This window comes from Kitasatospora sp. NPDC093102 (assembly GCF_040683915.1).
Lineage (GTDB): Bacteria > Actinomycetota > Actinomycetes > Streptomycetales > Streptomycetaceae > Kitasatospora.
In genome coordinates, this window is record NZ_JBFBFA010000009.1 from 119762 (window position 1) to 136397 (window position 16636).

Annotated in this window: 10 protein-coding genes; 8 read left to right on the plus strand and 2 right to left on the minus strand. The window is 71.6% G+C overall.

Going from position 1 to position 16636, the window contains the following annotated elements; genetic code table 11:
- Nucleotides 1-48 precede the first annotated feature (48 nt).
- The 5 genes from AB0O11_RS15630 to AB0O11_RS15650 all read left to right on the plus strand — a co-directional run bounded on the left by AB0O11_RS15630 (nucleotide 49) and on the right by AB0O11_RS15650 (nucleotide 12132).
- Nucleotides 49-258, plus strand: coding sequence for a hypothetical protein (locus AB0O11_RS15630; RefSeq protein ID WP_363386286.1), 210 nt, complete (start codon nucleotides 49-51; stop codon nucleotides 256-258).
- 63 nt (nucleotides 259-321) lie between these two features.
- Complete coding sequence (locus AB0O11_RS15635) at nucleotides 322-5088, plus strand: DEAD/DEAH box helicase family protein (RefSeq protein ID WP_363386288.1); 4767 nt, start codon at nucleotides 322-324, stop codon at nucleotides 5086-5088.
- The gene (locus AB0O11_RS15640) at nucleotides 5085-7001 is read left to right on the plus strand and encodes a UvrD-helicase domain-containing protein (protein WP_363386290.1); all 1917 of its coding nucleotides are present in this window, start codon (nucleotides 5085-5087) and stop codon (nucleotides 6999-7001) included. Before AB0O11_RS15635 ends, AB0O11_RS15640 begins: the two co-directional genes overlap by 4 nt.
- Complete coding sequence (locus AB0O11_RS15645) at nucleotides 6998-10270, plus strand: helicase-related protein (RefSeq protein WP_363386292.1); 3273 nt, start codon at nucleotides 6998-7000, stop codon at nucleotides 10268-10270. Before AB0O11_RS15640 ends, AB0O11_RS15645 begins: the two co-directional genes overlap by 4 nt.
- Entirely contained in the window at nucleotides 10267-12132 is a 1866-nt protein-coding gene (locus AB0O11_RS15650; RefSeq protein WP_363386294.1) for a DUF1998 domain-containing protein, read from the plus strand. The genes AB0O11_RS15645 and AB0O11_RS15650 overlap by 4 nt, the downstream gene beginning before the upstream one ends.
- Nucleotides 12133-12212: 80 nt before the next feature.
- Here AB0O11_RS15650 and AB0O11_RS15655 read toward each other — a convergent pair whose 3' ends face one another.
- Nucleotides 12213-13226 (minus strand): DNA cytosine methyltransferase, encoded by a 1014-nt coding sequence (locus AB0O11_RS15655; RefSeq protein ID WP_363386296.1) that lies wholly within the window; start codon nucleotides 13224-13226, stop codon nucleotides 12213-12215.
- 162 nt (nucleotides 13227-13388) lie between these two features.
- Nucleotides 13389-14372, minus strand: coding sequence for a helix-turn-helix transcriptional regulator (locus AB0O11_RS15660; RefSeq protein ID WP_363386298.1), 984 nt, complete (start codon nucleotides 14370-14372; stop codon nucleotides 13389-13391).
- A gap of 336 nt (nucleotides 14373-14708) precedes the next feature.
- Between AB0O11_RS15660 and AB0O11_RS15665 the strand changes: the two genes are divergently transcribed.
- The 3 genes from AB0O11_RS15665 to AB0O11_RS15675 all read left to right on the plus strand — a co-directional run bounded on the left by AB0O11_RS15665 (nucleotide 14709) and on the right by AB0O11_RS15675 (nucleotide 16636).
- On the plus strand, nucleotides 14709-16010 hold the full coding sequence (locus tag AB0O11_RS15665; RefSeq protein WP_363386300.1) for an IS256 family transposase: 1302 nt from the start codon (nucleotides 14709-14711) through the stop codon (nucleotides 16008-16010).
- A 185-nt stretch (nucleotides 16011-16195) separates the two neighbouring features.
- Nucleotides 16196-16354 carry a hypothetical protein gene (locus AB0O11_RS15670; protein WP_363386302.1) on the plus strand — a complete coding sequence of 53 codons (159 nt, stop codon included), beginning with the start codon at nucleotides 16196-16198 and terminating at the stop codon, nucleotides 16352-16354.
- A 69-nt stretch (nucleotides 16355-16423) separates the two neighbouring features.
- Nucleotides 16424-16636 carry an MbtH family protein gene (locus AB0O11_RS15675; protein WP_224276228.1) on the plus strand — a complete coding sequence of 71 codons (213 nt, stop codon included), beginning with the start codon at nucleotides 16424-16426 and terminating at the stop codon, nucleotides 16634-16636.

Here is a 16636-nt window from a genome sequence, read left to right on the forward strand (position 1 = left end):
AAAGCGCAGGTTACCCCGGTGTCCCCGCAGAACTCCCCGCTCCACCGCATGCGTTCGATCGTCTCCACGTACGACCGGATCGCCCACGAGGCCCCGCAGGACCTGGGTGCCTACCTCTACCCGTACGGCATTGACCACGACATGGTCGCCACTTACCGGAATGCCATCCGCGACGCCGACGCCCGCACCCGCCGCCCGCGCCGGAACCCGGACAACTGTCAGCGAATCGTCAGGTTCACCATCCGCCACGGTCGCTGACGGCACGCCGCACATCCCGCACCGCTCTCACCCCCTCCCTCCGCACCCGAAGTGGAACCATCCGTGGCCGACCCGCAGTCCCCCGTGATCCGCACCGTCGTCGAGCAGTCCCTCCGCGTCCTGGAGACCTACGCCGTCGACCCGGGCCTGATCCCCGAACACGCCAACGGCGAACGCCGCATCACCCAGGGCGGGTACGGCGACCGGCAGCTCTTCGAGCTCGTCCAGAACGCGGCCGACGAGCTGCGCGACGAGCCCGGCGGCCGGATCCACGTCGTCCTCACCGGCACCCACCTGTACTGCGCCAACCAGGGCAACCCGGTGACACCCGAGGGCGCGGAGACCATCCTGCGCATGAGCATGTCCCGCAAGCGCGGTGGGCAGATCGGCCGCTTCGGTGTGGGGGTGAAGTCGGTCCTGGTGGTGACCGACGCGCCCGAATTCTTCAGCCGCGAGGGAAGTTTCGGCTTCGACCGGGCCTGGTCGTACGAGTCGATCCGGAACGTGCCCGGGGTGCGCGAGCGGCTCGGCGAGGAGTTCGAGGCGCCCGTGCTGCGCATGGCCCGCGAGCTGGACATGGCGGCCGAGCGCCTCAAGGACCAGGTGCTGGACGAACTGCTGGCGTGGGCCACCACGGTGGTCCGCCTCCCGCTGCTGCCCGGCGCCGCCGACCGGCTGGGCAAGGACATGCACGGCCACCAGGGCGCGGCCGGTCACGACACCCGCGAGGAATTCCCGTCCGGTTTCCACCTGTTCTCCCCGCACGTGGGCCACGTGGTCCTGGAGGACCGCCGGCCCCGCCCGATCACGCGCCGGGCGCTGCGTTCCGAGCGGGCCGGCAGCCTGCACACAATCCAGGAGGAGCGGGTCGGCAAGCCGCCGGCGACTTCGCAGTGGCGGGTCTTCACCCGCACCCACGAGCCCACCGAGGTCGCCCGGCGCGACGCCGGCGAGCTGCACGACCGACTGACCGTCGACCTGGCCTGGGCGGTACCGGCCTACAGCGCGGACGAGCGGACCGGGCTGCTCGGCGCCGCCGACGCCCGGGGACGCGGACGGTTCTGGTCGTTCTTCCCGACCAAGTACGAGATGACCCTCAGCGGCATCCTGAACGGGGCGTGGAAGACCAACGAGGACAGGCAGAACTTGCTGGACTCCTCGCCGTTCAACGTCGAGATGATCCGGACCGCCGCCGGCCTGGTGGTCGACTCGCTGCCCGAACTCGCGCCGGCGGAGGACCCCGGCGCGTACCTCCCGCTGCTGCCGGGCCGTTCCAAGGGCGTGGAGACGATCAGTTGGGCCGACCGGCTGCTCACCGAGCAGATCTGGGCCGCCGCCGCGGTGCGTCCGTCGCTGCCCGACCAGGACGGTGTCCTGCGCGTCCCCGGCGGCCTGAACATCCACCCGGACCTGGGGAAGGACAGCACCGCGGTCAACCGCTGGCTGCGGTCCTGGCACGCGTACCCCGGGCGCCCGCGCGACTGGGTGCACCCCTCGATCGAGGCCACCGACCTACGGACGGGCAAGGTCCAGCACATCCTGGCCGCGGCCCGCCGGCAGCGGGCCTCGATCGTCGAGTGGCTGGAGGCGCTGGTCTCCGACGGCACGGCGGAGGCTTCGGCGGCCGCCATCCGGATTGTCGCCGACATGATCGGTTCGAACGCCGGCTGCGCCGCGGAGGCCCGCACGGCCAGGATCGTGCTCACCGAGGAGGACGGCCTGGTCGCCCCGCGGGGAAGCGAGGTGTACCGCCGCACCGAGGAGGACGGCCTGCGGGAATCGCTGGTCTACGTGGATCGCGCCCTGTCCGACGACCCGTCGCTGCACTCCGCCCTCACCGCCCTCGGCATCCAGGAAGCCGACGTCCGGGGGCGCTTCGTGAGCGTTCTCGACCAGGGCTTCGGCTCGTACGGCCCGCAGGAGTGGAACCGGTTCTGGGAGCTCTTCCACCGGGCGGGCGCCGCTGTGGTGGGCCACGAGGTGACCAAGCGGGTGGACTCCCCGCTGGAGACGCTGATGGTGCGGACTGCGGACGGCCGCTTCCACGCCATGCGCAACTGCATGCTGCCCGGTGTCGTCGTCACCGCGGAGAGCGACCCCGCGATCGCGGTGGACATGCGCTTCCACTCCGACGACGTGGGATTCTTCCGCGAGTTGGGCCTGCGGGACCGCCCGACCGGCAAGCACAGGCCCGAGGAGGAGGCCTGGTTCGAGGAGTATCGGGTGGCCGTGCACGCGGCGTACTGCCGCACGCTGGACGACCGGGCGAGTCGACCGACCCTGGCCAGGATCAGGATCGAAGGCTCGCCCGTCGGTGGGCCGCTGCACCTGCTGCCCCGTCTCTCGGAGCCGGCACGCGCGGCCTTCCTCCGGGCGCTACCGGAAGACGCACTGGTCGAGCACTGGACCCGGCAGATCGGGGCTCAGGTCGACTCCCGCCGATCGGTGTCGTCCCCCATCCGGTGGATGCTCTCCCGACACGGCTTGGTCGAGACCTCCCAGGGTCTCAAGTCCCTCAAGGAAGCCGTGGGGCCACAGCTCGACGCCTATCGTGACGTGCTTCCGGTGGCGTCGATCAGCGGGGAGAAGGCCCGCAAGCTGGGGCTCGCCGACAGCGTCGAAAAGGTCCGTCCGAAGCAGTGGGAGCAGCTCCTGGAGAAGCTCCAGGAGAGCGAGGACGACGCCTTCGTCGGGTCCACCTACGCCCTGCTGACCCGCTTGGAGATCTCCTTCCCCGAGGACTCCCTGACCCGGTGCCGGGTCGGCGACGCCTGGGACACCCGGGCGGACAGCGAGATCGCCGTCGCAGCGAACCCGGAGGAGTACCGCTCCTTGCAGGCCGAGCGGGTGCCCGCGCTGCTGATGCCGAACCAGGAGTCCGCGGACCTCATGGTCGAACAGTGGGGCATGTTGCGCCACGACGACGTCATCACCCGGGAGACCCGACACGAGTCGAACGTGGAACCCGTTCCGCTGGTCGAGGAGTTCCCGACGCTGCGACAGAAGATGGGCGCCGCGGTCGGCACGTACTCGCTGCTGCGCTGCTCCACGTTGGAGGAGGTCCTGCGCACCCCGAGCGGCCCGAAGCCGAAGTCCCTGGAGAGCGCCCGCCAGGGCAACGTGATCAAGGTCCTGGACTCGCTGGACCGGCTGGGCACGCTCCGGGCGGTGGACCGTGAGTTGGGTCTGCGGATGGGAGAGGCCGGCTGCCGGGCACTCCTGGAGGCCCAGGCCCGCCAGGAGCAGGACGAGAAGGTGCGGTCCGCGCTCAAGGCGATCCGCGAGGCCGCGGACGTGACGACCAAGCTGGAACTGCTGATCGGCCCGGAGGCCCTGCGCGACCGGCTCCCCTCCGGGCTCATGGATGCCGAGCGCCAGGAACCGGACGGGCAGGAGCCCACCGGCCGCCGGATCGCACAGATGGCGTTCAACGCGCACGGAGACGCCGTGCTCAAGACCCACGCGCGCGACATCCAGGAGCGCTTCCCGAGCGCCCCGTCCTCCTACAGCGGGGGGCCGGCGGCGGTCTCCTTCGTCGCCGAACTCGGCCTGCCCGCGCCCTTCGCCGGCCACCGGGCCCCCACCCTCGAACAGAGCCTGACCGTGGAGGGCCCCCGGGACTTCCCGCGCCTGCACGACTACCAGGAGCGCCTCGCCCTCAACATCTTCGAGATGCTGGACCGACTGGCCCCGCAGCGGGCCATGCTCTCGCTGCCCACCGGCGCCGGCAAGACGCGCGTCACCGCCGAGGCCGTCATCCGCTGGGTCAAGCAGGCAGGCACGCTCAGGGGCCCGATCCTGTGGATCGCCCAGACCGAGGAGCTCTGTGAGCAGGCCGTGCAGAGCTGGCAGTTCGTCTGGAGCAAGGCCGGCGCGCAGGAGCGGCTGACGATCAACCGACTGTGGACCTCGAACGAGGCCGCCCCGGTCACGGACGGTCCGCAGCTCGTGGTGGCCACCGACGCCAAGCTGCGGGTGTGCCTCGACACCGACCGCTACGCCTGGTTGCGCGAGGCCGCCCTGGTGGTGGTGGACGAGGCCCACGTGGCGACCAGCCCGAGCTACACCGAGATCCTGAGCCTGCTCGGACTGACCCAGCACCGGACCGATCGGCACCTGCTCGGTCTCACCGCCACCCCGTTCCGCGGCCACAACGAGGAGGAGACCCGCCGGCTGGTCAACAGGTTCGGCGCACGTCGGCTGGACGAGGGGGTCTTCCCCTCCGACGACGCCTACGGTCACCTCCAGGAGATCGGCGTGCTGGCACGCGTCGAGCACAAGGAGCTGACCGGCGGCACCATCTTGCTGTCCCGCCAGGAGCGTGAGAGCGCCGAGCAGTTCAGCCTGCTGTCCAAGGCCGCCGAGCAGCGACTGGCGGAGGACCACGACCGCAGCCGCCGCATCGTCGAAGAGGTCGCGGCGATGGACGAGAACTGGCCCGTGCTGGTGTTCGCCACCTCCGTGGAGCACGCCAAGCTCCTGGCGGCCATGCTGATGGACCAGGAGATCTCCGCGTCCTCGGTGGACGCCACCACCTCCGACGCCGACCGTCGGGCCCGCATCCGGGACTTCCGCGACGGTCGGGTGCGGGTACTGACCAACTACGGCGTGCTCACCCAGGGCTTCGACGCCCCGGCCACCCGCGCGGTGGTCGTCGCCCGCCCCGTCTACAGCCCGAACGTGTACCAGCAGATGATCGGACGAGGCCTGCGCGGCCCGCGCAACGGCGGCAAGTCCACCTGCCTCATCCTCAACGTCCGCGACAACATCCGGAACTTCGACACCGCCCTCGCCTTCACGCAGTTCGAGCACCTGTGGAGCAACCGATGACCATCCAGCCCGAGGACGGCCCCGTCCTCACCGCCGAACAGCAGGCCGTCGTGGACCGGCCGTGGGACACCCGGCTGCTGGTCACCGCGGGGGCGGGAACGGGCAAAACCCACACCCTGGTGCGCCGTATGGACGCGCTCGTCGGACACGTCGACCCGGACGAGGCGCTGGAGGCCTCCGAGTTGCTGGTCCTCAGCTTCTCCCGCGCCGCCGTCCGGGAACTGCGTGACCGGATCGCCCGGCACGGGGAGCACGCGCGGAGGGTGCGGGTACAGACCTTCGACTCCTGGGCCTACTCCCTGCTGCTCCAGGCGTACCCGGACGAGGGGTGGTCCGCGCTCTCCTTCGACGAGCGGATCCCTGCGGCCACCGACGCGATCGAGAAGGGCGCACTGGAGTCCCTGGAGGCCGGTCCGCCGACGCACGTGATCATCGACGAGGTGCAGGACCTGGTGGGCGCCCGCCGGGAGATGGTGGAGTCGTTGCTCGACCGGCTCCAGGACTCCAGCGGGTTCACCCTGGTCGGCGACTCCGCCCAGGCGATCTACGACTTCCAGATCGAGGACCCGGAGGAGTACGCCGATCGCGCCGACCTCTTCCTCCGGTGGGTGCGGATCTCCTACGCCGACGATCTGGAGGAGCTGCGGCTGACCCGGAACTTCCGGGCCGTCACCCCCGAGGCACGCACCGCGCTCCCGCTCGGCCTCGCCGTCCAGGCCGTCGGCAGCGCCCCCGAGGGCGCGGACGCGGCCGCCGAGCGCCTTCACGGGGAGCTGCGCGAGCTGCTGCTCGACCTGCCCGACCTGGGCTCGTTCACCGACTCGTTCACGCTGGACACCCTGCGATCTTTCCCTGGTACCTGCGCGATCCTGTGCCGCGACAACCGGCAGGCGCTGGTCGTCTCGGAGTTGCTGCACGCCCAGGGGATCCGGCACGCCCTGCGTCGCCCGCTCCGGGACCGGCCGGTGCCGTACTGGGTCGCCGAGGTACTGCGCCGGACCACGGCCGCCACCCTGACCGAGGAACGACTGCGCAACCTGCTCACCGCGGTCCCGCTGCCCGAGGACACCGACCTCGACCGGGTGTGGCGATCCCTGCGGTCGGCGGCACGCGGCACCGGCCGGGGCACGCTCGACGTGGTGCGGCTGCGCCGCCTGGTGGCGGAGCGCCGGTTCCCGGACGAGCTGGCCGATCCGGAACCGGCCCGGCTCGTGGTGTCCACAGTGCACCGCTCCAAGGGCCTGGAGTTCGACCGGGTGATCGTGCTCAATCCACCGACCGTCGCCGAGCTGCGTCGGCGCACCGAGGAACCCGACGTGCCCGCCGAGGCCAGGGCCCTCTACGTGGCGATGACCCGGGCTCGGGAGGATCTGTACCGGGTCGCCCCGCCCGACACGGTGACGGTGCTCAGGCACAAGCCGACCGGACGGCTGTACCGGGGAGTCCCGAACCAGCGTCTGCAGTGGCGGCGCGACGGCATCGAAGCCCGGGCCGGGGACGTGGACGCCCTGGAACCGGCCGACGCCCAGGTCGACGCCCCCGGCGCCCAGGCGTACCTGCTGGAGCGGGTGCGGCCGGGGGACGCGGTGACGTTCCGGCTGCGCGACGCCCTCCCCATGGGCCCCGAGCAAGGCCCTCGGTACGCCCTGCTGCACGAGGGACGGGAGATCGGCGACGCCTCCGAGGCCTTCCGGAGCCAGTTGCACTCCGTTCTGAAGGTCGGCCCGAAGTGGGAGATCCGCTGGCCCCAGGAGATCTCCGGTCTGCGGATCGACTGCCTGGAGTCGGTGGCGGGCAGTCCGGCTGCCGGGGCCAACGCGGGCCTCGGTGACCACGGGGTGTGGATCGCCCCTCACATCAGCGGAATCGGACGGTTCCGGCACACCGCCGGAACCGAGGAGGAGCAGGAATGACCATCCACGCAGGGCGGCACGCCGAGCACTACCGGGTCCGTGAGGACCTGGTGTCCCGGCTCCGCCGGGAGCTGCTGGGCCCCGATGTCGACGCCTCCCCCGAGGACCGCGCCGAGGTCCTGGACCAGGACGCCCCGATCACTCGCTACCCCGTCGGGGTGCTCTACCCGCGACCGGCGAACGCCGAGGCCGGTGCTCGGCTCCTGGAGGACGTGGCCGAGCACGAGGGCCTGGACGAGGAAGCCGTGACCAGGGCGGACAGCCTCGACGAATCCGGGACGGCGGCCGAGCGCCCGGGCTCCGGCGACCGCCGCCCGGCGAGCGTCGGCCTGACCTTCGCGGTCGACCTCGCAGTCTGCCAGGAGATCGTGGTCTCGGCCCGCGCCGCCGTGTACGAGCCCGAGGACGCCGAGGGACTCAAGGTCTCGGCCCGCCGCAGCGAGGCCCGGACCACGTCCGACCAGAGGGAACGCTGGCGGCGCCTGGAGCTGGACCTGCCGGACACCACGGTCGCCGTCCGCCACCCGGGCCGCGGCGCCTCCCGCGACCTGGTCGACGGCACGGCGCGGCTGGAGGTGCATGTGCGCCGCCCGTCTCCGGAGACCGGCACGGTCACCGTCACGGTCACCCTGGTCAACATCCAGAAGGTGGGCGAACGGGAACTACAGGACGCCTTCGCCCTCTTCCAGACCGGGCTGACAGTCCGTGCCGCCAACGGGTCGAGCGCCTTCGTGGAGCGCCCGACCGCCCTGTCCGCAGTCGATGCCGAGCTGGAGACCAGCCGACTGCTGCACCGGCACGCCCCCACCTTCGCCGCCGGGCACGGGTGCGCGGCGGTCTGGGACTGGACCCCGCCTCCGGTCGGCCTCACCGACGTGGTGCGGGCGGGCGTGGCCGAGGTACGCACGGACTTCGTGCCCACCCACGAGGTGCTGCTCACCGACTCCAATCCGACGATCGACGCCGACACCCTCACCATGCTCGGCCTTGCCGAGGCCGGCGACCGCGAGGTGATCGCCGCCCTGGAGGGTCTGGCCGCGGGCTACGCGCGGTGGATCGAGCGGAAGCGGGACGAGGCCTCCGCGCTCGTGGGCACCTCGTACGAGCAGGCCGCGGCCAATCAGGTCAGCGCCTGCGGCGAAGCCCTGGAGCGGATCCGCGGGGGCATCGCACTGCTGCGCGACAAGCCCGACCTGATGTGGGCGTTCCGGCTGGCCAACCGGGCGATGGCGACCCAGCGGGCCAGGGCCGCCTGGGTCAAGGAGGGCCGGTTCGGTGAGCCGGACCCGGCCTCCGCGTGCTGGCGTCCGTTCCAGATCGCCTTCATCCTGCTGTGCCTGGCCGGGGTGGACGACCCCGAGCACCCCGACCGGGGCGTGGCCGACCTCCTGTGGTTCCCCACCGGTGGTGGCAAGACCGAGGCGTACCTGGGTCTGATCGCGCTGACCACGTTCCTGCGCCGCAAGCGCCGCGGGTCGGCCGGCGGCGGCGTCACCGTCCTGATGCGTTACACGCTACGCCTCCTGACCCTGCAGCAGTTCGAGCGTGCCGCGATCCTGATCTGCGCGATGGAGCGGATGCGCCGGGAGAACCAGGAGGAGCTCGGCCACGAGGAGATCTCCATCGGCATGTGGGTGGGCAGGTCCGCCACGCCGAACAGATTGGACGTGGCCTCCCGACAGCTCGACGCCGCCCGAGCGGGGCGGGTGCTCCAGACGGAGAACCCCGTCCAGTTGCACGCCTGCCCATGGTGCGGAACCGCGCTCGACGCCCACCACTACGCGGTGGACGAGGAGGCCGAGCGGATGGACGTGCGCTGCCCCGGCGCGGACTGCGAGTTCTCCGACGGGCTGCCCGTGCACCTGGTCGACCAGGCCGTGTACGCGGCCAGGCCCACCCTGGTGATCGCCACCGTCGACAAGTTCGCCTCGATGCCGTGGCGCGAGCAGACGGCCGCCCTCTTCAATCGCGACCGCCAGGACGCCACCCCTCCGCCGGAGTTGATCGTCCAGGACGAACTCCATCTGATCTCCGGGCCGTTGGGCACCCTGACCGGCCTGTACGAGACGGCCGTCGACGTCCTGGCCGACCGCCCCAAGGTGATCGCCTCCACCGCGACCATCCGCCGCGCCGCCGACCAGGGCAGGGCGCTGTTCTCCCGCGAGGTCCGGCAGTTCCCGCCCGCCGGCCTGGATGCTCGCGATTCCTGGTTCGCCGTGGAGACCCCCGCGAGCGAGAAGGCGTCCCGCCGCTACGTGGGCCTGTTCGCCCCGGGCACCAGCCAGTCCACCCTGCTGATCCGCACCTACGCCACTCTGCTCCACCGGGCGATGCGAGCCGACACCCCGGAGGAGGTGCGTGACGCCTACTGGACACTGGTCGGCTACTTCAACAGCCTGCGGCTGCTGTCCGCCGCGGAACTCCAGGTCCACGACGACGTCGTGGCCTACCTGGAGCACCTCGCCGAGCGCGACGGCTGCGAGCCGCGCTCCGTCGGCAACAACTCCGAGCTGACCAGCCGGGTGGACGCCAGCGACATCCCGGCACGCCTGAAGCAGATCGAGCGCAGGCTCACGGACGGTGACCCAGCGGACGTCGTGGACGTGCTCCTCGCCACGAACATGATCGCCGTCGGTGTGGACGTGGACCGGCTCGGCCTGATGGCCGTCATGGGCCAGCCGCAGACCACCGCCGAGTACATCCAGGCCACCAGCCGGGTGGGCCGCGCGCACCCCGGTCTGGTCGCGGTGATGCTCAACGCTGCACGATCCCGCGACCGTTCGCACTACGAGAACTTCCAGCACTTCCACTCCGCGCTCTACCGCGAGGTCGAGTCGACCTCGGTCACGCCCTTCTCCGCCCGTGCCCGCGACCGGGGCCTGCACGCGGTGATCGTCGCCCTGGCCCGCATCGCGATCCCCGCGGCCCGCAGGGACGAGGACGCGGGGAGGATCAACCTCTTCCGGGACGAGCTGCGGGAGACGATCCGTCCGCTGATCCTCGAACGGGTCGGGAGCGTCTCGCCGAAGGAGACCGCCGCCAAGGAGGTCGCCCACGTCGCCGCGGCCTTCGACGAGTTCGTGGACTGGTGGCACGCCGAGGCCGAGGCACACAACGGTCTGTACTACGAACCCAAGCGCGGACGCTCCGTCCCCTCGCTGCTCAAGCCCTACGACGACGCCCTGGAGGACGTCGAGGCGTGGGAGACCCTGTGGTCCCTGCGCGACGTCGACGCCGAGTCCGCCCTGTTCATGGAGGCATCCCGATGACCCCGCCCCCGTCCCGTCGCCGGCGCGGCGCCGCCGGTTCCGGCGCACCGGCCCGTAACCTGCCCCGCCGTGGGGCGGTCCGCCGGGCCCAGGCCATCACCACCTACGGCGTGGGGTCGCTGGTCGCCGTCGACCAGGAGTCCTTCATCGTCGCAGGCATCGACGGCGCCGCCGAACAGTGGCCCCTCGACGAGGCACCGGTGATCCGCGAGCCCCGCCTCGCCCGGGTGTTGGGCGTGCGGCACTTCCGCCTCCCGCCGGCCTCCGGCGACAACAGCCGGGACGGCATCCGGGTGCGCCGGTTCCCGCTCTGGCACCACTGCCCCGAGTGTCACGCGCTCGACCACGTGGGGAAGTTCAATCCCCCGCCCGGCCGCAACGAGTGCGGTGAGTGCGCCGAACCGCTGGTCCCCTCCCGTTTCGTGGTCGCCTGCGAGGACGGGCACATCTCCGACTTCCCCTACCGGGACTGGCTGCACCGACGGAAGCGCGGGGAAGGCACGACCGTCGGCTGCGACGGCCGGATGAGCCTCCGGTCGTCGGGCCGCACCTCCTCGCTCCGCTCCGTGGTGCTCTCCTGTTCCTGCGGGGTTCCCGAGGTGTCCATGGAGGGTTCCTTCCGGGCCGGCGCCCTCCAGGAACTGAACATCGGCTGCAGGGGCGAACGGCCGTGGCTGAAGGACGCCCCCAAGGATCCCTGTTCCCTGACGCCCCGAACCCTCCAGCGCGGTTCCTCCTCCGTCTGGCAGCCGGTGCTCCGCTCGGCCCTGTCGATCCCGCCATGGAGCGACACCCGGGTGAACGCCCTGGACAAGCACTGGGACAAGCTCCGCGGCTGCACCAGCCTCGTCGAGATGGAGATCCACCTCAAGCACATCTTCGACGGGATGCCTTCCCCCGTCAGTGCCCAGGAGGCCGTGGACCTGGTCGCCGCGATGGAGGCGGAGGACCACTCCGGAGAGGACGCTCCCGATCGCGACCAGGAGCAGCGCTACCGGGCCCTGCGTGACCTGGAGTACCAGCGTCTGTGTGCCGGCAACCCCGAGGAGTCCGGCTCGCACACCGAGCAGTTCGTCTGCGAGGCGCCCATCGGCGACGGGAAACCCCTGACCCGCCTCGGCCTGGTCGCCCCGATGTTGGTGAAGAAGCTCCGCGAAGTCCGCGCACTCAAGGCCTTCACGCGGGTCATCGACCCCGAGAGCTCCTCCGAGGGTCACGAAGCACCACTGTCCCTCGCCCCCACCGATTGGCTCCCCGCCATGGAGGTACACGGCGAGGGGGTGTTCCTCCGGTTCGACGAGGAGAAGGTGGACGCCTGGGCCGAACACCCCGCCGTCGCGGCCCGCGTGGCCACGATCCGGCAGCACCACCAGCGGGTCCTGACCCAGCGGGCATCCGACCCGACGAGGGTCCCGCTCTCCCCCGCCGACCCGCGCATGACCCTGCTGCACACCTTCGCACACGTGATGATCAACGAGTGGAGCCTGGATTCGGGCTACCCCGCCGCGTCGCTGCGCGAACGGATCTACGCGGGCGACGAGATGGCCGGGGTGTTGATCTACACGGCCACCAGTGACTCGGCCGGGAGTCTCGGTGGGCTGGTCGCCCAGGGTGAGATCGACCGGCTCGCCCAGGCCGTGCGCTCGGCCGTGTGCCGTGCCGAGTGGTGCTCCGCCGATCCGCTCTGCATCGAGACCGAGGTGTCCGGAACGGGCGGCACCAACCTGGCCGCCTGCCACGCCTGTGTGATGCTCCCGGAGACCAGTTGCGAGCACAACAACGGCCTGCTGGACCGGGCCTTGCTCGTCGGCACCCCGGAGGATCCGTCGATCGGTTTCCTCTCGCATCTGCTCACCCGCTGAGGGCCGGGCGGTGACACCGGGGCAGGACGACGCACACCGTGCCGTCCTGCCCCGGTGTCACCGAGTCCGCGCTGCTCGGGTCACCGGCGACTCCACGGCGCGGACACGGGCTGCCCCAACGCGGCCCGAATCGCCAGCCCGAGGGCCCGCCCCACCGGAGGCGGCGTCGCGTGGCCCACCTGACGGTAGCGGGCGGTCTTTCGGCCGGCGAAGGACCAGTCGGCGGGGAACCCCTGCAATCGTGCCGCCTGTTCCACGGTCAACGCCACCAGGCCCGTCGCATCGGGTGCGGGATCCCAGGGATGATCCGGCCCGGGGACCGCGTCGGCGACGGTACCGCCGTTCACGCGCATGCGGGCCCAGGAACGCTTCGACCCACTGGGCCCGAGGTCCGCCCCGCCCCGGTTCCAGGAACCCCCGACCAGGGTCGGCGCGACCCGGGTGGCCTGTGCCGCCCATGCGGCGGCGTGCGGCCAACCGCCCTCGGCCATCGAGGCCGCCAGTGCCTCGCCTACCGTGAGCGGCGGTTCGGCACCGCCGGCCGGAGGGACGAAGTCACGGATGGCGTCCCCCTTCAAGGCCACCAGGACCCCCTGCTTGCGGTCCTGGGGCACACCGTGTTCCATCGCGTTGACGACGAACCAGCGGTGCCGGTACCCGAGGTGTTCGAGCTCGGTCTCGACCTCCGAACGGATGGATTCGTACGCGGGCTTGGAGGCCAACTCGGAGAGGTTCTCGATGAGCAGGGCACGCGGCTGCACGCCGTGCAGGAGCATGACCGTCGCATCGAGCAGTCGGAGTTCCTCCGCGCTGTCCTCGCGCCTCACCGCGGCGCTCGCCTTCACCCGGGGCAGACCGGCTGCCAGGAGGTCCACGTCGTAGCACTCCGGGTGCTCCTCCGGAACGAAGTCGAGGAGGTCTGCTTCGAGGACGTGCCAATCGGGGCGGTTCAGCCGCAGCGTCTCGCACGCCACCGGACGGTGGTCCAGGAGCAACACGGGGTCGAAACCCGCCTGTTCGAGACCGAGCACGAGGCCACCCGCGCCGGCGCACACGGCGAGGCAGGTCAGACGGTCGAGATGGGACGTTTCCATGATCACCATTTGTGCTCGTCGGAAAACTCGGCAACGGCCGGGCCTTGAACACCGATGGCCGCATCCCCCCGATGGGAGTCGGCGGTCAGAATACGCACGGCACGATGTCCGGGCCACGCTGCTGTCACGCTCGGGCCGACGGGCCCCGGAGCACCGGGGCCGTCAGAGTTCGTCGAGGGGTTCGTCGAGGACGCCCTGGCGGGCGATGATGTAGCCGAGGTGGCCGCGGCTGCGGCTGCCGAGGAGTTCGCTGGCCTTCTGGATGTGGCTGGAGACGGTGCGGGTGCTCATGCCGAGGCGGGAGGCGATGGCCTCGTCGGTGTAGCCGTTGACCATCAGGCGCAGGACGTTCTGGCGGGTGCGGGCGGTCAGCAGCCGGGGGCGGTGGTGGCCCTGCTGGTAGGTGACGGGCTCGGCGCGTTCCCACATCAGCTCGAAGATCTTGAGCAGGTACTCGACCAGCGGCGGGAACTGGATGAGCATCGCCGCGGCCTCGCGGTCGGCGCCGGCCGGGATGAAGGCGGTGGAGCGGTCGCAGATGATCACCCGGTCGAAGACCTCGTTCAGGGTGCGCACCTGGGCGCCCTGGGCGGTGACCTGCTCGATGTAGGCCAGCGTCGGGCCGTGCGAGCGCACGGTGTGCTGGTAGAGGGTGCGTTGGCGCACGCCGCGGCCGGCCAGGGCGAGGTCGCGCGGGAGCGCGCCGGCCAGTTGCTCGGGGGCGCGGCCGCCGCCCGGCTGGGCGGTGAGCAGTTCCTCGGAGCAGTCGGCGACGGCCTTCTCCAGCGCGGGGTTGATCTCCTCGCCGGCCAGCAGCCGGATCGGCAGCTTGGCCCGCCGCATGACGTCCCGGTAGGCGTGCTCGGCGGCGGTGAAGGAGGTGTGCAGCTCGGCCAGCCGCTCCTGGTGGGCCAGCACGGCGAGTTCGAGCGGCCGGGCCAGACCGGTGGCGGCGATGTCCGGCGGGACGGGGGCCAGCCGCTCACCGGAGCCGGGCAGCGGGCGCAGCAGGCCCATCGCGAGCAGGCACTCCGGGGCCTCGCCCGTCGCCTCCCCCTCGGCCAGTGCCGTCCGGTAGAACTCGATGCCCCGGTCACAGAGCTGCGGCGTTCCCTTTTCCGCGCAGTTGTCCTGGGTTGGGCACATCTGGGCATCCTTCTGGCTTCGGCATTGCGGTTTCACGAATGCTCATACCGGCTACCGCCAGGCATCCGAACCGGCAAGATGGAAGTGACTGCCTTTCGGAAGCCGCCCCCCAGGCTCCGACAGCCGTGAGTGTACGCCCAATGGGCGCGGAAATCATCGGCTGACGGTAGTCGGACGTGCACGCAAGTGGGGGAGCCGGCGGTGACGGTCACGACAACGACGCACCCGGCAGCGGTGACCGGGGGGTTGCCGGCGCATCTCACCTGGCGTCCCGTCGGGACGTCCGGAGCGGGCGTTCGGTGAATGGAACGGCCTACAGACGGAAGGCACCCCCAGTTGCGAGCTGATTCCGACCCGGCGGCACCGTCCGCCGCCCTCGCCGGCCTGGTGGACCAGCGCCTGGTACGACAGCTGGCGGAGGCCGCCGCCGCGCAGGTCGGCTCCGGCGCGGTACGGCTGCTGGGCGACGGCGGGATCCTCCAGGCCTTCGCCAAGCAGCTGATCGAGGGCGCCCTGGAGCTCGAACTCCAGGAGCACCTGAGCGCTTCCGGCTCCGGCTCCGGTTCCGGCACCAACGGCCGTAACGGCGCCCGGGCCAGACGGCTGCTCACCGAGATCGGCCCGGTCGAGGTGCGGGTGCCCCGGGACCGTGAGGGCAGCTTCACCCCCAAGGCCGTCCTCCCCCGGGCCCGTCGGCTGCCCGGGCTCGACCGGCTGGTGATCTCGCTGACCGCGCGCGGTCTCAGCTCGGGCGAGCTGGTGGCGCACCTGGCCGAGGTGTACGGCGTGGAGCTCAGCCGGGAGACCGTCTCGGCCATCACCGACCAGGTGCTCGACGAGCTCGCCGAGCGGCGCGGGCGGCAGCTCGACCCGGTCTACCCGGTGGTCTTCGTCGACTCGGTCCGCAGCGGCCGTTCGGGCGGGCCGCTGGTGCACCTGGTGCTCGGGGTCTCCGTCGAGGGACGGCGCGAGGTGCTGGGCCTGTGGCCGGCCGCGGACGGGGAGCAGTGGCCGCAGGTGCTGGCCGGGCTCGCCGAGCGCGGGGTGCGGGAGGTCTGGGTGCTGGTCGGCGGCACCGGTGCGGCGCTGGCCGAGGCGGCGGCCGAGCAGTGGCCGCACACGGTGGTGCACGGCTCGGTGGCGCATCTGCTGCACGCGGCGCTGCGGCACGCACCGGGCGAGGACTGGGGCGCGCTCTCCCGGGCGCTGCGCGAGACCTGTACGGCGCCCACCGAGGCCGCGGCGCTGGAGCGGCTGTCCCGGGCCGAGCGGGAGTGGGGGCCGAGCCACCGTGAGGTGTTCCGGGTGTGGCGGTCGGCCTGGCCGCTGCTGGCCCCCGGCTTCCGCTTCGGCCCCGAGGCGCGGCGGCTGTTGACGGGCGGGGGCGCGCTGGAGCGGTTGCACGCCCGGCTGCGCCGGATCGAGCAGGCCGCGGGCCGGGTGCAGGACGAGCGGGCCGCACTCAAGCGCGCCTATCTGGCGACGCTCGCCCTGGAGTCGCCGGCCGGGGCGGGCCGGTCATGGGTCGAGGACTGGCCCGCCGTCCGGGAGGAGCTGCGCCGGGGCTCGTTCCGGCGCAGCGCAGTGCCCGCCTCCTCGCTGCGATGTCCCCCGCGCCTGAGGAGTTCCCACCACTGATCTGACAGCGCCAGGCGCGACTTGGATCATGTCTGTCTGCTTTTGACACGATCTGCCCAGGCTTCCGGTTCCCGCATTGCGTGTTCACGATCACAGCCAGAGCTTCCACGCACGTTTGGGCCTTCGGCAGGATGCATTTCAGAGCGAAGAGGGCAGACCGCCCTCCTCAGGAAGAGGATTTCGCGATGCCAAGCCTTGCCGTTCGCGTCCACAAGACGCTCGGGATTCTCGCCGTTCTGCTGGCCGCCCTGGTGGTCCTCCAACTCCATGCCCAGCCGCACTTGTCCACGGTTTCCAGCACCGCCCGCAACGCGCCCCTCGAAGACTCCGGCTGGGGTCCGTGAGCCGCGGCCCCGGTTGCTCCCCGCTCCTCCCCCTCCTCGCATTGCTCTGAGAACAGAGAGGAACCGACAATGGCGAACCCCTTCGAGGATGCCGAGGCCAGCTACCTCGTCCTGGTGAACGACGAGGGCCAGCACTCGCTGTGGCCGGCCTTCAGCCCGGTGCCCGCCGGCTGGCAGCAGGTGTTCGGTGCCGCCGGGCGGCAGGACTGCCTCGACTACGTCGAGCAGAACTGGCAGGACCTGCGGCCGAAGAGCCTGATCGCCCACCTGGCCGAGAGCTGA